Raw genomic sequence first — 14,050 nt, 5'->3', positions numbered from 1 at the left:
CCATTGTAAACTGTTTATTGTTTCGGCCGGAGGAGTTTTCCGAGGAAATAAAGGGCTGCCATGACCAAGAGCATCAAGGCCAATACCATGGAAATGTTCAAAACCAAGGTGCCTGTACCCAACTGGTCCATGTTTAAGAACGGGTAAGGATAAAAACCGGAATAATAGCCCCTAAGCAGTACCCATCCCAAATACAGCACAGGAAAGAGCAACCATGAACGAAGCTCCTGCCACATGACCAGGTTCCGAGCCTGGAACATCAACCAATATACATACATGAATACGGGAACGATGGTATGCAAAAGTTCATCCACGATCATTTGCAAACCGGTGGGGTTCCAAATCTTGCGCAGTGCCACTTGGTATACCAATCCCACCACCAAAATGAACGCGGTAAGTGCCATGGGGGTCGCCCTTCTATGGAACAATACCCACATACGCCGCTTAAGGCCAAACACCCGAACGGCAAAGTATAAAGCGACCAAAGTATTCGTGAGGATGGTAAAATAACCCACAAAGCGCAACAAGGTCTCGCCTAGGCTCGCTTCACGGTTATGAAGCATCAAAATCAATTGGGTGACCACGGCAAAACACGACATGGCAAAGCCCAAAATCTCAAAATTTCTGCGCATGGTCGAAGATAATCAATTCAATGCTCAATAATCAATTATCAATGTTCAATAAAGTTGGTTATATGATCAATCATGCAGGTCATATTCATTAAAGCTGAAGATATTTTAGTTATAAAAAACGACCATATAGTGCTAGCCCATTGATAATTGTTTATTGTAAACTGTTCATTGTTTATTGTAAATTGGTTTTGGGTAAAAACACTTCTGCCATCATGCATCGGGCACTGCCGCCACCGCAAAGCTCAATGGTATCCAAAGAACTGTGGATGATGGGACCGTGTTTTTCAATGGTCTTGATCTGTGCGTCCGTAAGGCTTTTATACGCTTGGGAACTCATCACCATATAGCGTTGGTCATTCTCGCCGATTACCTGTAACATGTTCCCTGCAAAGTGGTTCATTTGTTCCTCGGTGATGGCAATAATCTCCCTACCATCCATTTTGAGATGGTCTACCACATTTTTGCGTTCCTTTTTATCGTCAATAGAGTCCAAACAGATAACCCCAAAGGTTTCCGCCAGGGCCATCATCACATTGGTGTGATAAATGGGAAGGCGCTTGCCGTCCACAGTTTGGTTAGCATGAAAAATGACCGGGAAACAATCAAAATCCTCGCAGAACTCAATAAACAGCTCCTCGTGTGCCCGTTCCGAAAGGGCACAATACGCCTTTTGGTTTACTCTATCCATGAGAATGCTCCCTGTTCCCTCCAAAAAGATATCATCCTCTTCCGCAACCGTGTAGTCCATGACTTCGTTGATCACAAATCCTTTTTCTTCCAAAAAGTCTAGAATGTCCTCTCTGCGTTCCTTACGGCGGTTTTCTGCGAACATGGGATAGATACAAACTGTTCCACTTTCATGAAAGGAAATCCAATTATTTGGAAAAATGGAATCCGGGGTGTCGCGCTCCAAGGTATCCTCTACCACAATGACGTTAACGCCATGCTCCCGAAGTACTTTTACAAACTGGTCGAACTCTTCCTGCGCCCGTTGGTTGATCACGGTATTTTTTAGATGTGGGTCTTCCTGAAAATAATTGTTGACCGCCGTTTGTTCGTTCATCCGAAAACTCACGGGACGAACCATAAGAATGGTGTTGGTAATCTGTGCTCTCAACTGTTGTACGTGTTTGGCTTACCTGTGGCAGCAGGAAGTAGGTTTATATTATTCTCTGATCAAGGGCATGGTGCTGCATCGCAACAACCCTTCTTGTTTGGCAATCTCGGCATAGGGAATTTCCTCAACGGTGAAACCCTGATCACGCAACCAATGGTTCAACCGGGTAAAATTCCTTTCAGAAACCACCACTTCGGGCGAAATGGAAAATACATTGCTGAACATTTGGTACATTTCTTCCTTGTCGATTTCAAAGATATTGTCCGGCCCAAAATAATCCACCAAATATTCGTACTCCTCCTTTACCAAAAATCCATTTTTGTGCAAAATGGCCTTATCCTTTCCTACAGGTTGAAAGCAACAATCCAAGTGGAGGGCGTTTTCTTTGGGATTGGTATTCGATTTTCTTAGCTCGAAGGATTTTACCGTTTTATGGGGAAACATATCGCGGATAAACTCCACAGCCTCCCTGTTGGTCCTAGCTGTAATGTAGTTCTTGTAGTCCGGAGCGGTATAAGTCCCTATGAAGATATGGTCGTTGCTGGGCATCACGTCTCCTCCTTCAATATGTACTTCCTCCGGAGGTCTAATAATCTTGTTGGGGTCGATCCTGTCCAAAACCTCATGAATGGCCTCAAATTCCCTTTCCCGATCGGGTAGGATATTGGCATGAAATAATTTATCCTCGATCACAAAGGCAATGTCGCGTGCAAAGATTTGGTTGCAATCCTCCAAAACTTCGGGTCGGAACACCTGTACCCCATATTTGTGGAACACTTGGGCAAAGGCATCCATTTCTTTGATCATATCCTCTTCCTTGGGATAGGAACCCGCCAAAATATGTTCCAACGACTTGGGATCATAGGCTTCTTCAGGACTTGGTACCGGCCCATTACTCTTTGCGGTTCCCAATATCACTGCCCTTAAAGGACCGGTCTCATCCTTAATATTCAATTGCATCATATCCGTGGTTTGCTGGGCCATTGGCATTGTTCCTTTATTTTTCTCAAGAAACACTTTTATAACAATAGGACAAATCTAGTGCTTTGTCACTTATTTCCCTCTTACAGAAAAGGAAAAATATCAGTTTAACTATGGGTTTTCCCCAGTCAAAAAATGGAAAACCCATAAAATCCTAATAGCTTGTATACCTGATAGTTAAAATTCATCATTTTATGTCGAATATTAAATGCCAAGCATTGATGTTATATTTTTATATATTACATTTGCAATAAGATTTTTCCTACTTATGAAAAAAATATTATTTTCATTCATGCTGCTAGCAGGTATCTTTGCAGTTATAGGGGGCATGAATGCTTTGGATGAAATTAAAGGGATAGGTGACACGGAGAAAATTAAACAAAATATTTCGACCAACTATTCCGCCAAGTATAAGGACTGTATTTCCCAAGAAAGTTTCCCCCAAAGCTTTCATTTCCCAGTGGACCTTCCCGACAGTAATCGGGATTGGAATACCTTAAAGGTTGATGCCTCACTAAATAGGTATGGTCAAACCCTAGATTCTACTATTAGGAACCTGAACTCCATTGATGCCCATAACTTTATCCATGAGGAATTCCAAAGATCCAAAGATATCTTTGAAAGCAAGGATATTTCGGATATTAGAAAATATTACCATTGTGAAATTATGCGAATGTGCTATGATAGTGACCGGTTCCTGAACCTTGGTTCGGCCAGCCAACTATGACAAAAAAAGGGCGGATATACCGCCCTTTTCTTTATTATTGAGTTCTCCCAAATCTTACCTTTTTTCCAAAGGCACAAAGGGTCTTAGGTTTTCCCCGATATAAATTTGACGCGGTCTTCCAATAGGTTCTTTTCTCAAACGCATTTCTCTCCACTGTGCAATCCATCCGGGTAGTCGTCCAAGGGCAAACATTACCGTGAACATTTCGGTAGGAATGCCCAAAGCCCGGTAGATGATTCCGGAATAGAAGTCCACATTGGGGTATAATTTTCTATCCACGAAGTAAGAATCCTCAAGAGCTTCTTTTTCCAATCCCTTGGCAATGTCCAAAATGGGATCTTCGATGCCCAAGTTCCCAAGGACATCATCCGCAGCTTTTTTAATGATCTTGGCCCGTGGGTCGAAGTTTTTATACACTCGGTGCCCAAAGCCCATCAATCGGAAAGGGTCATCCTTATCCTTGGCCTTCGCCATATACTTCTTGGTGTCGCCACCATCTGCTTCAATAGCTTCCAACATTTCCAATACCGCTTGGTTGGCACCCCCGTGCAAAGGTCCCCACAAAGCGGAAATACCTGCGGACAATGAGGCAAACAGACCAGCGTGTGACGATCCCACGATTCGTACCGTGGAAGTAGAACAGTTTTGTTCATGATCGGCATGAAGGATCAATAATTTGTCCAGGGCATCAATGGCAATGGGATCCTTTTTATATTCTTGGTTGGGTCTTTTGAACATCATTTTATGGATGTTCTCCACGTAGCCCAAAGTATCGTCTCCATAATCCAATGGAAGTCCCTTTTTCTTGCGCATAGTCCATGCTACCAAAACAGGAAATTTGGCCAAAATACGTACAATGGAATTGTACATCGCCTTCTCGGAAGAAACATCCACAGAACTAGGGTTGAATGCCACCAAGGCACTGGTAAGGGAAGAAAGCACCCCCATTGGGTGGGCCGCTTTTGGAAAACCATCCAAAATCTTTTTCATCTCCTCGTCCACTTGGGACTCTTCCTTAATATCGCGGTGAAATTTGGTCAGCTGCTCCTTATTTGGCAACTCGCCAAAAATCAAAAGATATGCAACTTCCAAAAAATCTGCTTTCTCAGCTAACTCTTCAATAGAATACCCTCGATACCTCAAAATTCCCTTTTCACCATCCAAAAAGGTAATGGCACTTTCACATGATCCGGTGTTCTTATAACCCGGGTCGATCGTCACCATTCCTGTTGTGGCTCTCAGGTTTTTGATATCTATGGCCAATTCATCTTCCGTACCTTTAATTACAGGGAATTCATACCGTTTTCCCTCATATTCGAGTATAGCTGTATCCGACATTTTATATTTTAATAGATTAGTAAAAATAGAATGCGGAAATTACGAAAAACCGCGACCATTAACAATTTCCAGCCACTATTTGTGCTGTTGTTAACAATAAAATATAGCGGTTAAAATTTGGCTAGTCCAATTTGTACAAAAGCTTGTAATATTGGTCCACGGACTTCTGCCAAGTGAAGCGCATTTTCTTTGCGGAGGCCTGTATTTTTTTCCATGTGGGCTTATCGTTCGCGAATACATCCAAGGCCTCATCGAACACCTTTAGCATGTTCTCTATTTTCTCATCATAAGTGTTCCCATCAAAACTGAAACCGGTCTTCATATGCTCCACGGTGTCCTTTAAACCACCGGTATGATGTACCAAACATGGGTTGCCGTTTCGCATAGCCAACATCTGGCTTATCCCACAGGGTTCAAAAAGGCTGGGCATGAAATAAAGGTCGGATTCCAAATACATGGAGTCTATCAACTTCTCGGATTGTCCATTGGTAAAGATGAAGTTTTTGTACTCGTAACTCAACTTTCGGAACAGTTCCTCATATTCCGGAGCTCCTGTACCCAGCAACATAAAAATACCGTCCACCTTCTCCAATTTTTTCAGGATTTCCACAAATGCTTCAGGCGAACGCATGATAAAGTAGAACTTCTGCTCTGTAAGTCGGGCCACACTGGAAGCAATGAACTTAGGCCTGTCCTCCACATAATCCATGATCTTTTCACCCGTATGGGCCAAAAAGTCGGCCTTGTACTTTTTATCCTCCTGCTGTAGCCACCTGAACAGTGCCTTAACAGTGTTTCGGTAAATATTCCCTTTTTTCTCTTTGTTGATGTTCTTATAGTTACAGCCGTTCAAAATTCCAAAGAGCCTTCCCTCTGCATCGGCCTGTTGCAAATCTTTTTCCAGTCCCTCTCCTCCGATAAATTCCGGCGGAGAACTGGGCAACAACACATCTTCCTTATACGAAGGTGAAACGGTGTGTACCGCATCAGCAAAACGGATTCCTACGGCCATCAAATTGATGCAGTCCTGATACCTGTAATCCATCAACTTTTGATAGTCCAAGGGAACGTTGGGGAACCAGTTCTTTACCGAAGAATAATTTCCATCAAAAGGGCGGATACCCTGTATGGCCAAGTTATGGATACTATAAACAAACCGTATATCCTTCAAATTGGTATAGTCTTGATGGTATTCCCTCAAAAACAACAATAGACTGGTATGCCAATCGTGCAGGTGCACCACATCCAAATCCCCAAATGCCCCTTTTTTGATGGCTTCTGCCACAGCAGTGCAAAAAATAAAGTATTTTATGGCATCGGTATAAAACGGTTCTTCGGGATCATTGTGGTAAATATGGGCAATGTCCCCAGCTTCTATCTCTGGATGGTGCAAAACATAATGAAAAATGTTCGGAAACTCCTTTTTAGGTTTTACCTCGTACAGTTCTGCAGTATAGTTCAATCCCCTCAATGAAAAATTCAATGTAGCCTTCGGCAATCCCCCATGATGCAGTCTTGAATAAGCGGGTACGATTACATGCACTTTGTCACCACGCTCGGAGATCTGTCTGGGAACATCGCGCACCACATCGCCCATACCTCCAGCTTTACAGTTTTCCAAGGCATCATTTTCTGCGGATACAAAAAGGAAATTGTTCATTAGGGAAATTTTGATAGTTAATTCTGTTGATTATTCAATTTAACCAAAGTTTGTTACTGTAGCAAAAAAAAACCTTTCCCAAATGGGAAAGGTTTTTGATACACTAATAAAACATTATGTTTATTTTATCTTGAAGGCTTTTTCTTGTGGATAGTAAGCCGTATCCCCCAATTCTTCCTCGATCCTTAGCAATTGATTGTACTTGGCCATACGGTCACTCCTTGAAGCGGAACCGGTCTTGATCTGACCGCAGTTCAATGCCACTGCCAAGTCGGCGATGGTATTGTCTTCGGTTTCCCCTGAACGGTGTGACATTACTGAGGTATATCCGGCATTTTTGGCCATGTTCACCGCAGCAATAGTCTCGGTCAAGGTTCCGATCTGGTTTACTTTAATCAAGATAGAGTTGGCTATACCATTTTCAATACCTCTGGACAAACGCTCCACATTGGTCACGAACAAATCGTCGCCCACCAACTGTACTTTGTCACCGATTTTTTCGGTCAACAGTTTCCAACCTTCCCAATCGTTCTCGTCCATACCATCCTCAATCGAGATGATAGGATATTTTTCGCAAAGATCGGCCAGGTACTGAGCTTGCTCGGCAGAAGTCCTTACCATGCCCTTATCTCCTTCAAACTTGGTGTAATCGTATTTGCCATCCACGTAAAATTCTGCAGAGGCACAATCCAAGGCGATCATCACATCGTCACCTAGTTTGTAACCCGCTTTGGCCACTGCTTTTCCGATGGTATCCAAAGCATCTTCGGTACCGCCTTCCAACGTAGGGGCAAAACCACCTTCGTCACCTACTGCAGTGCTCAAACCACGGTCGTGCAATACTTTCTTAAGGTTGTGGAAGATTTCTGTTCCCATTTGCATGGAATGGCTGAAATTCTTTGCTTTCACCGGCATGATCATAAACTCTTGGAACGCAATAGGTGCATCAGAGTGGGATCCACCATTGATGATGTTCATCATAGGAACGGGAAGGGTATTGGCACTTACACCACCTACATAGCGGTAAAGGGGCATGCCCAACTCGTTGGCTGCAGCTTTGGCCACGGCCAAGGAAACTCCCAAGATAGCGTTGGCCCCCAATTTTGATTTATTAGGAGTACCATCCAGTTCGATCATGGTCTGATCGATATAATTTTGTTCAAAAACTGAGGTTCCGATCAATTCCTCCGCTAGAACGGAGTTTACATTGTTTATAGCCTTGCTGACCCCTTTTCCCATAAAGGAATCTCCTCCATCTCGCAACTCAACCGCTTCATGCTCTCCCGTTGAGGCTCCTGAAGGAACGGCAGCGCGTCCCAAAATACCATTTTCGGTAACTACATCTACCTCTACGGTAGGATTACCCCTTGAATCCAATATCTGTCTTGCATGAATGTTGATAATAATGCTCATTTTAAATCAATATTTATAGTTGTGATTATTAGGCTAAGATACAAAAGCAGCGCCTTTTTACTTTAACATATTGTACACAAAACGTACTTAAATGCTTAAAAATAAAACTATAACGTTTTAGTTTTTCGCTGTCTTGATCGCATCGAAGAACTGATCGAAAAGGTAATCGGCATCATGTGGCCCTGGACTTGCCTCTGGGTGGTATTGCACCGAAAAAACCTCCTTGTCCTTCATTCGGATACCGGCCACGGTCTGGTCGTTCAAATGCACGTGGGTAATCTCCAGTTCGGGATGCGCCTCGGTTTCTTCCCTGTTCACAGCAAAACCATGGTTTTGGGAGGTGATCTCTCCTTTACCTGTCATCAAATTCAGGATGGGATGGTTGATTCCCCTATGTCCGTTGTGCATCTTATAGGTAGATACCCCATTGGCCAAGGCCAACACTTGGTGCCCTAAGCAGATTCCGAACAAGGGCTTGTTGGACCCGATCATTTCCTTGGTGGCCGCGATGGCATCCGTCAAAGGCTCTGGATCCCCAGGTCCGTTGGATATGAAGTACCCATCCGGATTCCAAGACTTCATTTCCTCAAAAGAGGTATTGTATGGAAAAACCTTGATGTAAGCCCCTCTTTTGGCCAGATTGCGCAAAATGTTCTTTTTGATCCCGATGTCCAAAGCAGAAATCTTGTACTTGGCATCTTCCTCACCATAGTAATATGGTTCCTTGGTAGACACCTTTGAGGAAAGTTCCAAGCCTTCCATACTGGGCACCTGTTTCAATTCTTCCTTTAGGGTATCAATATCGTCCACTCGGGTAGAGATCAGGGCATTCATGGCCCCATTGTCCCGAATGTAACTTACCAGGGCCCTGGTGTCCACATCGGAAATGGCAAATAGGTTGTTCTTGTCCAAAAAATCCAACAGGCTCATATCGGCATTGGGCCTGGAATATTCGTAACTGAAATTTTTGCAAATAAGTCCTGCAATCTTAACGGAATCGGATTCCACTTCATCTTCATTGGTACCATAATTACCGATATGGGCATTGGTGGTCACCATGAGTTGACCATAATAGGAAGGATCGGTAAAAATTTCCTGATACCCTGTCATCCCCGTGTTGAAACAAACTTCCCCAACAGCGGTACCTTCTTTTCCACCAACGGCTTTTCCATAAAAAATGGTGCCATCGGCCAACAAAATCAATGCTCTTTTCTTTGTGTGATACTTCATGTCGTGTTCTTAAATTTCAGTTATGGCAAAAAAACATAAAAAAAGGATAAGTTCTCACTTATCCTTTTTCCACTAATGCAATAGTTAATAACATTGTTCTTATTCTTCAGAATCATCGGTTTTGGTTTCTGCCGCTGCAGGTGCCGGAGCCTCTGCTTTTTTTGCACCACCGCCTCTTCTACTTCTTCTTGTAGATTTTTTCTTGGTTTCACCTGCATTGTACAACTCGTTGAAATCGACCAATTCGATCATGGCCATATCAGCGTTGTCGCCCAAACGGTTACCCAATTTAATGATTCTTGTATATCCACCTGGTCTGTCGCCAACTTTTTCAGCAACGGTGCCGAACAATTCGGTGATGGCATATTTGTTTCTCAAGCTGCTGAAAACAATCCTTCTGTTGTGCATGCCTTTCTCGGCAGTCTGGTTGTTCTCGGTCTTTGCTTTGGTAATCAACGGTTCAACGAACTGCTTCAAAGCTTTTGCCTTGGCAACCGTGGTGTTGATTCTTTTGTGCTCGATCAAGGAACAAGCCATATTGGCCAACATGGACTTTCTGTGGGCTGATTTCCTTCCTAGGTGATTGATTTTTTTACCGTGTCTCATTTTTACAGTTTATCATCTTGCTACCAAACCCAATCGGAACCGGGGAGCAAAATATGATTAATTAATCTTTATCTAATTTGTATTTGCTCAAATCCATTCCGAATTGAAGGCCTTTGTTGATGACCAATTCCTCCAATTCTGTCAAGGACTTTTTACCGAAGTTCCTGAACTTCATCAAATCGTTCTTGTTGAAGGAAACCAAATCTCCCAAGGTATCCACCTCGGCGGCTTTCAAACAGTTCAGAGCCCTTACGGACAAATCCATGTCTACCAATTTGGTCTTCAACAACTGACGCATGTGCAAAGATTCCTCATCATAGGTTTCGGTCTGTGCAATCTCGTCAGCTTCCAAAGTGATGCGCTCGTCAGAGAACAACATAAAGTGATGGATCAAAACTTTAGCAGCCTCGGTCAACGCATCCTTAGGATGGATGGAACCATCGGTGATGATTTCAAAAACCAATTTTTCGTAATCGGTCTTTTGCTCAACCCTGTAGTTCTCGATGCTGTATTTTACGTTCTTTACGGGAGTGTACACAGAATCCACAGCAATGCTACCAAGCGGTGCGTTGGATTTTTTGTTCTCCTCTGCAGGAACGTAACCACGTCCTTTTTCTATCACGATCTCCAAGTTGATGCTCACTTTTGGATCCATGTTACAGATTACCAAATCGGGGTTAAGGACTTGGTATCCTGAAATGAATTTTTGGAAATCTCCGGCGGTCAACTGTTCCTTCCCACTAACGGAAATGGAAACAGTCTCGCTCTCAACATCATCAATTTGTCTTTTGAACCTCACTTGTTTAAGGTTCAGTATGATCTCAGTTACGTCTTCAACAACGCCTGGGATAACAGAAAACTCATGTTCAACTCCATCTATGCGCACAGAAGTGATGGCGAAACCTTCCAAAGAGGAAAGCAAAACCCTTCTCAGCGCATTCCCAACTGTTAATCCGTAGCCAGGTTCCAAAGGGCGAAATTCAAATTTCCCTTCGAAATCTGTTGAATCTATCATTATAACTTTATCGGGCTTCTGAAAATTAAGTAATGCCATAATTGGATTAATGTTGAATTCTTATTTAGAGTATAATTCGACGATCAGTTGCTCCTTGATGTTCTCTGGAATCTGAAGTCTTTCTGGAACGGCCACAAAAGTACCTTCTTTTTTCTCGGTGTTCCAGGTAATCCATTCGTAAACGGAACTGTTGGCCGCCAACGAATCCTCGATAGCCTGAACAGATTTTGATTTTTCCCTGACACCAACAACGTCGCCGGCTCTTAGTTTATAGGAAGGAATGTTCACTACATCACCATTTACGGTGATATGACGGTGTGAAACCAACTGGCGTGCTCCCCTTCTTGAAGGAGAAATACCCATTCTGTAGACTACGTTGTCCAAACGGGATTCGCACAATTGAAGCAATATCTCACCGGTTACTCCTTCTTTTCTTTTGGCCTCCTCAAATAGGTTACGGAACTGTCGCTCCAAAATACCGTATGTGTATTTGGCCTTTTGCTTCTCCATCAACTGGATAGCATATTCTGATTTTTTACCACGGCGTCTGTTGTTACCGTGCTGTCCTGGAGGGTAATTTTTCTTTTCAAAAGACTTGTCGTCCCCGAAAATCGCTTCTCCAAACTTTCTAGCGATTTTTGATTTTGGTCCTGTGTATCTTGCCATCTTCTTAAATTTGGAAAGCGCGATTATGAATTAAGGCTTATCCTTCGATAATCTAAACTGCGCCTTCTGGTGAAGACCCTATTTGGGCCATTATTTAAAATTGATTAAACTCTTCTTCTTTTTGGAGGTCTACAACCGTTGTGTGGTAGTGGGGTAACATCTACGATCTCGGTAACCTCGATCCCAGCATTGTGGATGGAACGGATAGCGGATTCCCTACCGTTACCTGGTCCCTTAACATAAACCTTTACTTTTCTCAATCCTGCTTCGTGAGCTACTTTGGAACAATCCTCGGCGGCTACCTGTGCAGCATATGGGGTGTTCTTTTTAGATCCACGGAATCCCATTTTACCTGCAGAAGACCAAGAGATCACATCTCCCTTTTTGTTGGTAAGGGAAATGATGATGTTGTTAAAAGATGCCACCACGTGCGCCTCTCCTGTAGATTCTACTATTACTTTGCGCTTTTTAGCGACTTTGGTACTTGCCTTTGCCATATTTTTTAGTTTCTAGTGTTAGTTTTTAGTTATTGGAATCCTAGACTTTTACATTTCAAACAGATTCTTCTAACGTCTAAAGACTAATGACTATGTTTTATCATTTAGTTGCTTTTTTCTTGTTGGCAACTGTTTTTCTTTTTCCTTTTCTGGTCCTAGAGTTGTTCTTGGTACGTTGACCCCTAAGTGGCAAACCAGCTCTGTGACGGATTCCACGGTAACAACCGATGTCCATCAAACGCTTGATGTTCATTTGGGTCTCCGAGCGAAGCTCACCTTCAATAGTATAAGCGGAAACTGCATCCCTAATTCTACCGATCTCGTCATCGGTCCAATCTGAAACCTTGGTATCCTCGCTTACCTGGGCTGCTTTCAAAATCTCTTGCGCCCTGCTCTTGCCCACACCGAAAATGTAGGTAAGCGAAATAACGCCACGCTTTTGTTTAGGTATATCTACACCTGCAATTCTTGCCATAATTACCCTTGTCTTTGTTTAAATCTAGGATTCTTTTTGTTGATTACGTACAATCTGCCTTTTCTGCGAACAATCTTGCAGTCGGCACTTCTCTTCTTTATTGATGCTCTTACTTTCATTGTAATTAGTATCTATAAGTAATTCTTGCTTTTGTTAAATCGTATGGGCTCATTTCCAACTTTACTTTATCCCCTGGAAGCAATTTGATGTAGTGCATCCTCATTTTCCCGGAGATGTGCGCCGTAACAACATGCCCATTTTCCAATTCTACCCTGAACATTGCGTTTGACAATGCCTCAATGATAGTCCCGTCTTGTTCTATTGCTGGCTGCTTTGCCATAAATTATGCTACTTTTCTATTTTTGCCGGTTTTCATCAAGCCGTCATAATGCCTGTTCAACAAATAAGAATTCACTTGCTGTACAGTATCTATTGCTACACCTACCATGATCAATAGGGATGTACCACCATAGAACAATGCCCAACCAGCCTGAACATCCATCAACTTGACCACAATGGCCGGTAAAACCGCCAACAGGGCCAAGAACATAGATCCTGGCAAGGTGATCAAGGACATGATCTTGTCCAGATAATCCCCTGTTTCTTTACCTGGACGGATACCTGGGATAAAACCACCACTTCTTTTCAAATCATCGGCCATTTTGTTGGTAGGCACGGTAATCGCGGTATAGAAGTAGGTGAAAATGATAATCAAAATCGCAAACAAAGTATTGTAGGCCAATCCGAAAATATCGGCGAACTGAACCTCCATCCACTGTCCTACGGCTGTATTGTTGAATGTTCTACCCAACAAACTTGGGGCGAACATAATCGCTTGGGCGAAAATGATAGGCATTACCCCGGAAGCATTCAACTTCAAAGGAATGTACTGTCTTGCACCCATGATATTCTTTTCGTATCCACCGGAAGCCGTTCTACGTGCATATTGCACAGGAATCTGCCTTACAGCCATAGTCAAGTACACACTGGCCAAGATGACCAAGAACCAAACGATCACCTCAATCAAGATGAACATGATACCACCTGTATTGTTGGTAGTCCTTGATACGAATTCCTGAGCGAATACCTGTGGCATCCTTGCGATGATTCCCACCATGATCAACAAGGAGATACCGTTACCGATACCTTTGTCTGTGATTTTCTCACCCAACCACATGGCAAACACACACCCGGTCACCAAGATGATCACTGCTGGCACGATGAAATCCATTCCTTTACCCAAAACGAATGCGCTATCCGGCACACCCAAGGCTCCTAAACCATACAAGTAAGCAGGGGCCTGAACAATACAGATACCAATGGTCAACCAACGGGTAATCTGATTGATGGTCTTTCTACCACTTTCCCCTTCCTTTTGTAGTTTTTGTAGATAAGGAATCGCGATTCCCATCAACTGTACCACAATGGAGGCAGAAATATATGGCATGATCCCCAAGGCAAAAACGGATGCATTGGCAAAAGCCCCACCCGTAAAAGCATTCAATATACCCAAAATACCCTGCTCCGTGTTGGAAGTCAATTGGGCCAATTGGGTTGTATCAATACCGGGAAGTACAATCTGGGCACCAAATCGGTAAACCAATAATAGACTTAAGGTGAGGATGATACGTTGTCTCAGTTCCTCGATCTTCCAGATATTAGATATGGTCTCAATAAATTTCTTCATGCTACA

16 protein-coding genes are annotated in these 14,050 nt (G+C 43.1%); 1 reads left to right on the top strand and 15 read right to left on the bottom strand.

The genetic code is table 11. The annotated features are described in order from the left end of the window. Positions 1–14: 14 nt before the first annotated feature. From D2V05_RS02450 to D2V05_RS02440, 3 genes are all read right to left on the bottom strand, one after another. On the bottom strand, positions 15–632 hold the full coding sequence (locus D2V05_RS02450) for a Pr6Pr family membrane protein (protein ID WP_119645981.1): 618 nt from the start codon (positions 630–632) through the stop codon (positions 15–17). Between the two features lie 172 nt (positions 633–804). Continuing rightward, positions 805–1,719, bottom strand: coding sequence for a citrulline utilization hydrolase CtlX (ctlX, locus tag D2V05_RS02445; protein WP_119645980.1), 915 nt, complete (start codon positions 1,717–1,719; stop codon positions 805–807). Between the two features lie 78 nt (positions 1,720–1,797). Further along, positions 1,798–2,712: a dimethylarginine dimethylaminohydrolase family protein gene (locus D2V05_RS02440; protein WP_119646119.1), complete on the bottom strand. Its 915-nt coding sequence runs from the start codon at positions 2,710–2,712 to the stop codon at positions 1,798–1,800. Positions 2,713–2,998: 286 nt separating this feature from the next. Between D2V05_RS02440 and D2V05_RS02435 the strand changes: the two genes are divergently transcribed. Next, a complete protein-coding gene (locus tag D2V05_RS02435) occupies positions 2,999–3,457 on the top strand; it encodes a hypothetical protein (protein WP_119645979.1) in 459 nt (152 codons plus the stop codon). A gap of 54 nt (positions 3,458–3,511) precedes the next feature. Here the strand turns inward: D2V05_RS02435 and D2V05_RS02430 are convergent, their stop codons facing one another. From D2V05_RS02430 to secY, 12 genes are all read right to left on the bottom strand, one after another. After that, positions 3,512–4,795: a citrate synthase gene (locus D2V05_RS02430; RefSeq protein ID WP_119639431.1), complete on the bottom strand. Its 1,284-nt coding sequence runs from the start codon at positions 4,793–4,795 to the stop codon at positions 3,512–3,514. Positions 4,796–4,916: 121 nt separating this feature from the next. After that, positions 4,917–6,455: a glycogen synthase gene (locus tag D2V05_RS02425; protein ID WP_119645978.1), complete on the bottom strand. Its 1,539-nt coding sequence runs from the start codon at positions 6,453–6,455 to the stop codon at positions 4,917–4,919. Positions 6,456–6,575: 120 nt separating this feature from the next. Then, positions 6,576–7,868 (bottom strand): phosphopyruvate hydratase, encoded by a 1,293-nt coding sequence (eno, locus tag D2V05_RS02420; RefSeq protein ID WP_119645977.1) that lies wholly within the window; start codon positions 7,866–7,868, stop codon positions 6,576–6,578. 117 nt (positions 7,869–7,985) lie between these two features. Then, positions 7,986–9,098 carry a glutamine-hydrolyzing carbamoyl-phosphate synthase small subunit gene (carA, locus tag D2V05_RS02415; RefSeq protein ID WP_119645976.1) on the bottom strand — a complete coding sequence of 371 codons (1,113 nt, stop codon included), beginning with the start codon at positions 9,096–9,098 and terminating at the stop codon, positions 7,986–7,988. 99 nt (positions 9,099–9,197) lie between these two features. Next, positions 9,198–9,704, bottom strand: coding sequence for a 50S ribosomal protein L17 (gene rplQ / locus D2V05_RS02410; protein ID WP_119639427.1), 507 nt, complete (start codon positions 9,702–9,704; stop codon positions 9,198–9,200). 61 nt (positions 9,705–9,765) lie between these two features. Then, positions 9,766–10,758 (bottom strand): DNA-directed RNA polymerase subunit alpha, encoded by a 993-nt coding sequence (locus D2V05_RS02405; protein ID WP_119639426.1) that lies wholly within the window; start codon positions 10,756–10,758, stop codon positions 9,766–9,768. 21 nt (positions 10,759–10,779) lie between these two features. Then, entirely contained in the window at positions 10,780–11,385 is a 606-nt protein-coding gene (gene rpsD, locus D2V05_RS02400) for a 30S ribosomal protein S4 (RefSeq protein WP_119639425.1), read from the bottom strand. A gap of 104 nt (positions 11,386–11,489) precedes the next feature. Continuing rightward, complete coding sequence (rpsK, locus tag D2V05_RS02395; RefSeq protein WP_119639424.1) at positions 11,490–11,882, bottom strand: 30S ribosomal protein S11; 393 nt, start codon at positions 11,880–11,882, stop codon at positions 11,490–11,492. A gap of 100 nt (positions 11,883–11,982) precedes the next feature. After that, the gene (gene rpsM, locus D2V05_RS02390) at positions 11,983–12,357 is read right to left on the bottom strand and encodes a 30S ribosomal protein S13 (RefSeq protein WP_119639423.1); all 375 of its coding nucleotides are present in this window, start codon (positions 12,355–12,357) and stop codon (positions 11,983–11,985) included. 2 nt (positions 12,358–12,359) lie between these two features. Next, the gene (ykgO, locus tag D2V05_RS02385; protein ID WP_010519235.1) at positions 12,360–12,476 is read right to left on the bottom strand and encodes a type B 50S ribosomal protein L36; all 117 of its coding nucleotides are present in this window, start codon (positions 12,474–12,476) and stop codon (positions 12,360–12,362) included. 5 nt (positions 12,477–12,481) lie between these two features. Beyond that, positions 12,482–12,697 (bottom strand): translation initiation factor IF-1, encoded by a 216-nt coding sequence (infA, locus tag D2V05_RS02380; protein WP_014031991.1) that lies wholly within the window; start codon positions 12,695–12,697, stop codon positions 12,482–12,484. 3 nt (positions 12,698–12,700) lie between these two features. Next, complete coding sequence (secY, locus tag D2V05_RS02375; protein WP_119645975.1) at positions 12,701–14,044, bottom strand: preprotein translocase subunit SecY; 1,344 nt, start codon at positions 14,042–14,044, stop codon at positions 12,701–12,703. Between the last annotated feature and the right edge of the window lie 6 nt (positions 14,045–14,050).

This window comes from Flagellimonas pelagia (assembly GCF_003584135.1).
In the GTDB taxonomy this organism is placed as follows: domain Bacteria; phylum Bacteroidota; class Bacteroidia; order Flavobacteriales; family Flavobacteriaceae; genus Flagellimonas; species Flagellimonas pelagia.
This window is presented reverse-complemented; position numbering and strand designations above follow the sequence as displayed.

Excerpts from the sequence above, each read along its gene's own strand:
- ctlX (WP_119645980.1), bottom strand. The coding sequence starts at position 1,719 with ATGGTTCGTCCCGTGAGTTTTCGGATGAACGAACAAACGGCGGTCAAC.
- secY (WP_119645975.1), bottom strand. The coding sequence starts at position 14,044 with ATGAAGAAATTTATTGAGACCATATCTAATATCTGGAAGATCGAGGAA.
- carA (WP_119645976.1), bottom strand. The coding sequence starts at position 9,098 with ATGAAGTATCACACAAAGAAAAGAGCATTGATTTTGTTGGCCGATGGC.
- D2V05_RS02425 (WP_119645978.1), bottom strand. The coding sequence starts at position 6,455 with ATGAACAATTTCCTTTTTGTATCCGCAGAAAATGATGCCTTGGAAAAC.
- rpsK (WP_119639424.1), bottom strand. The coding sequence starts at position 11,882 with ATGGCAAAGGCAAGTACCAAAGTCGCTAAAAAGCGCAAAGTAATAGTA.
- D2V05_RS02440 (WP_119646119.1), bottom strand. The coding sequence starts at position 2,712 with ATGATGCAATTGAATATTAAGGATGAGACCGGTCCTTTAAGGGCAGTG.
- infA (WP_014031991.1), bottom strand. The coding sequence starts at position 12,697 with ATGGCAAAGCAGCCAGCAATAGAACAAGACGGGACTATCATTGAGGCA.
- ykgO (WP_010519235.1), bottom strand. The coding sequence starts at position 12,476 with ATGAAAGTAAGAGCATCAATAAAGAAGAGAAGTGCCGACTGCAAGATT.
- rpsM (WP_119639423.1), bottom strand. The coding sequence starts at position 12,357 with ATGGCAAGAATTGCAGGTGTAGATATACCTAAACAAAAGCGTGGCGTT.
- D2V05_RS02405 (WP_119639426.1), bottom strand. The coding sequence starts at position 10,758 with ATGGCATTACTTAATTTTCAGAAGCCCGATAAAGTTATAATGATAGAT.
- rpsD (WP_119639425.1), bottom strand. The coding sequence starts at position 11,385 with ATGGCAAGATACACAGGACCAAAATCAAAAATCGCTAGAAAGTTTGGA.
- rplQ (WP_119639427.1), bottom strand. The coding sequence starts at position 9,704 with ATGAGACACGGTAAAAAAATCAATCACCTAGGAAGGAAATCAGCCCAC.
- D2V05_RS02435 (WP_119645979.1), top strand. The coding sequence starts at position 2,999 with ATGAAAAAAATATTATTTTCATTCATGCTGCTAGCAGGTATCTTTGCA.
- D2V05_RS02450 (WP_119645981.1), bottom strand. The coding sequence starts at position 632 with ATGCGCAGAAATTTTGAGATTTTGGGCTTTGCCATGTCGTGTTTTGCC.
- D2V05_RS02430 (WP_119639431.1), bottom strand. The coding sequence starts at position 4,795 with ATGTCGGATACAGCTATACTCGAATATGAGGGAAAACGGTATGAATTC.
- eno (WP_119645977.1), bottom strand. The coding sequence starts at position 7,868 with ATGAGCATTATTATCAACATTCATGCAAGACAGATATTGGATTCAAGG.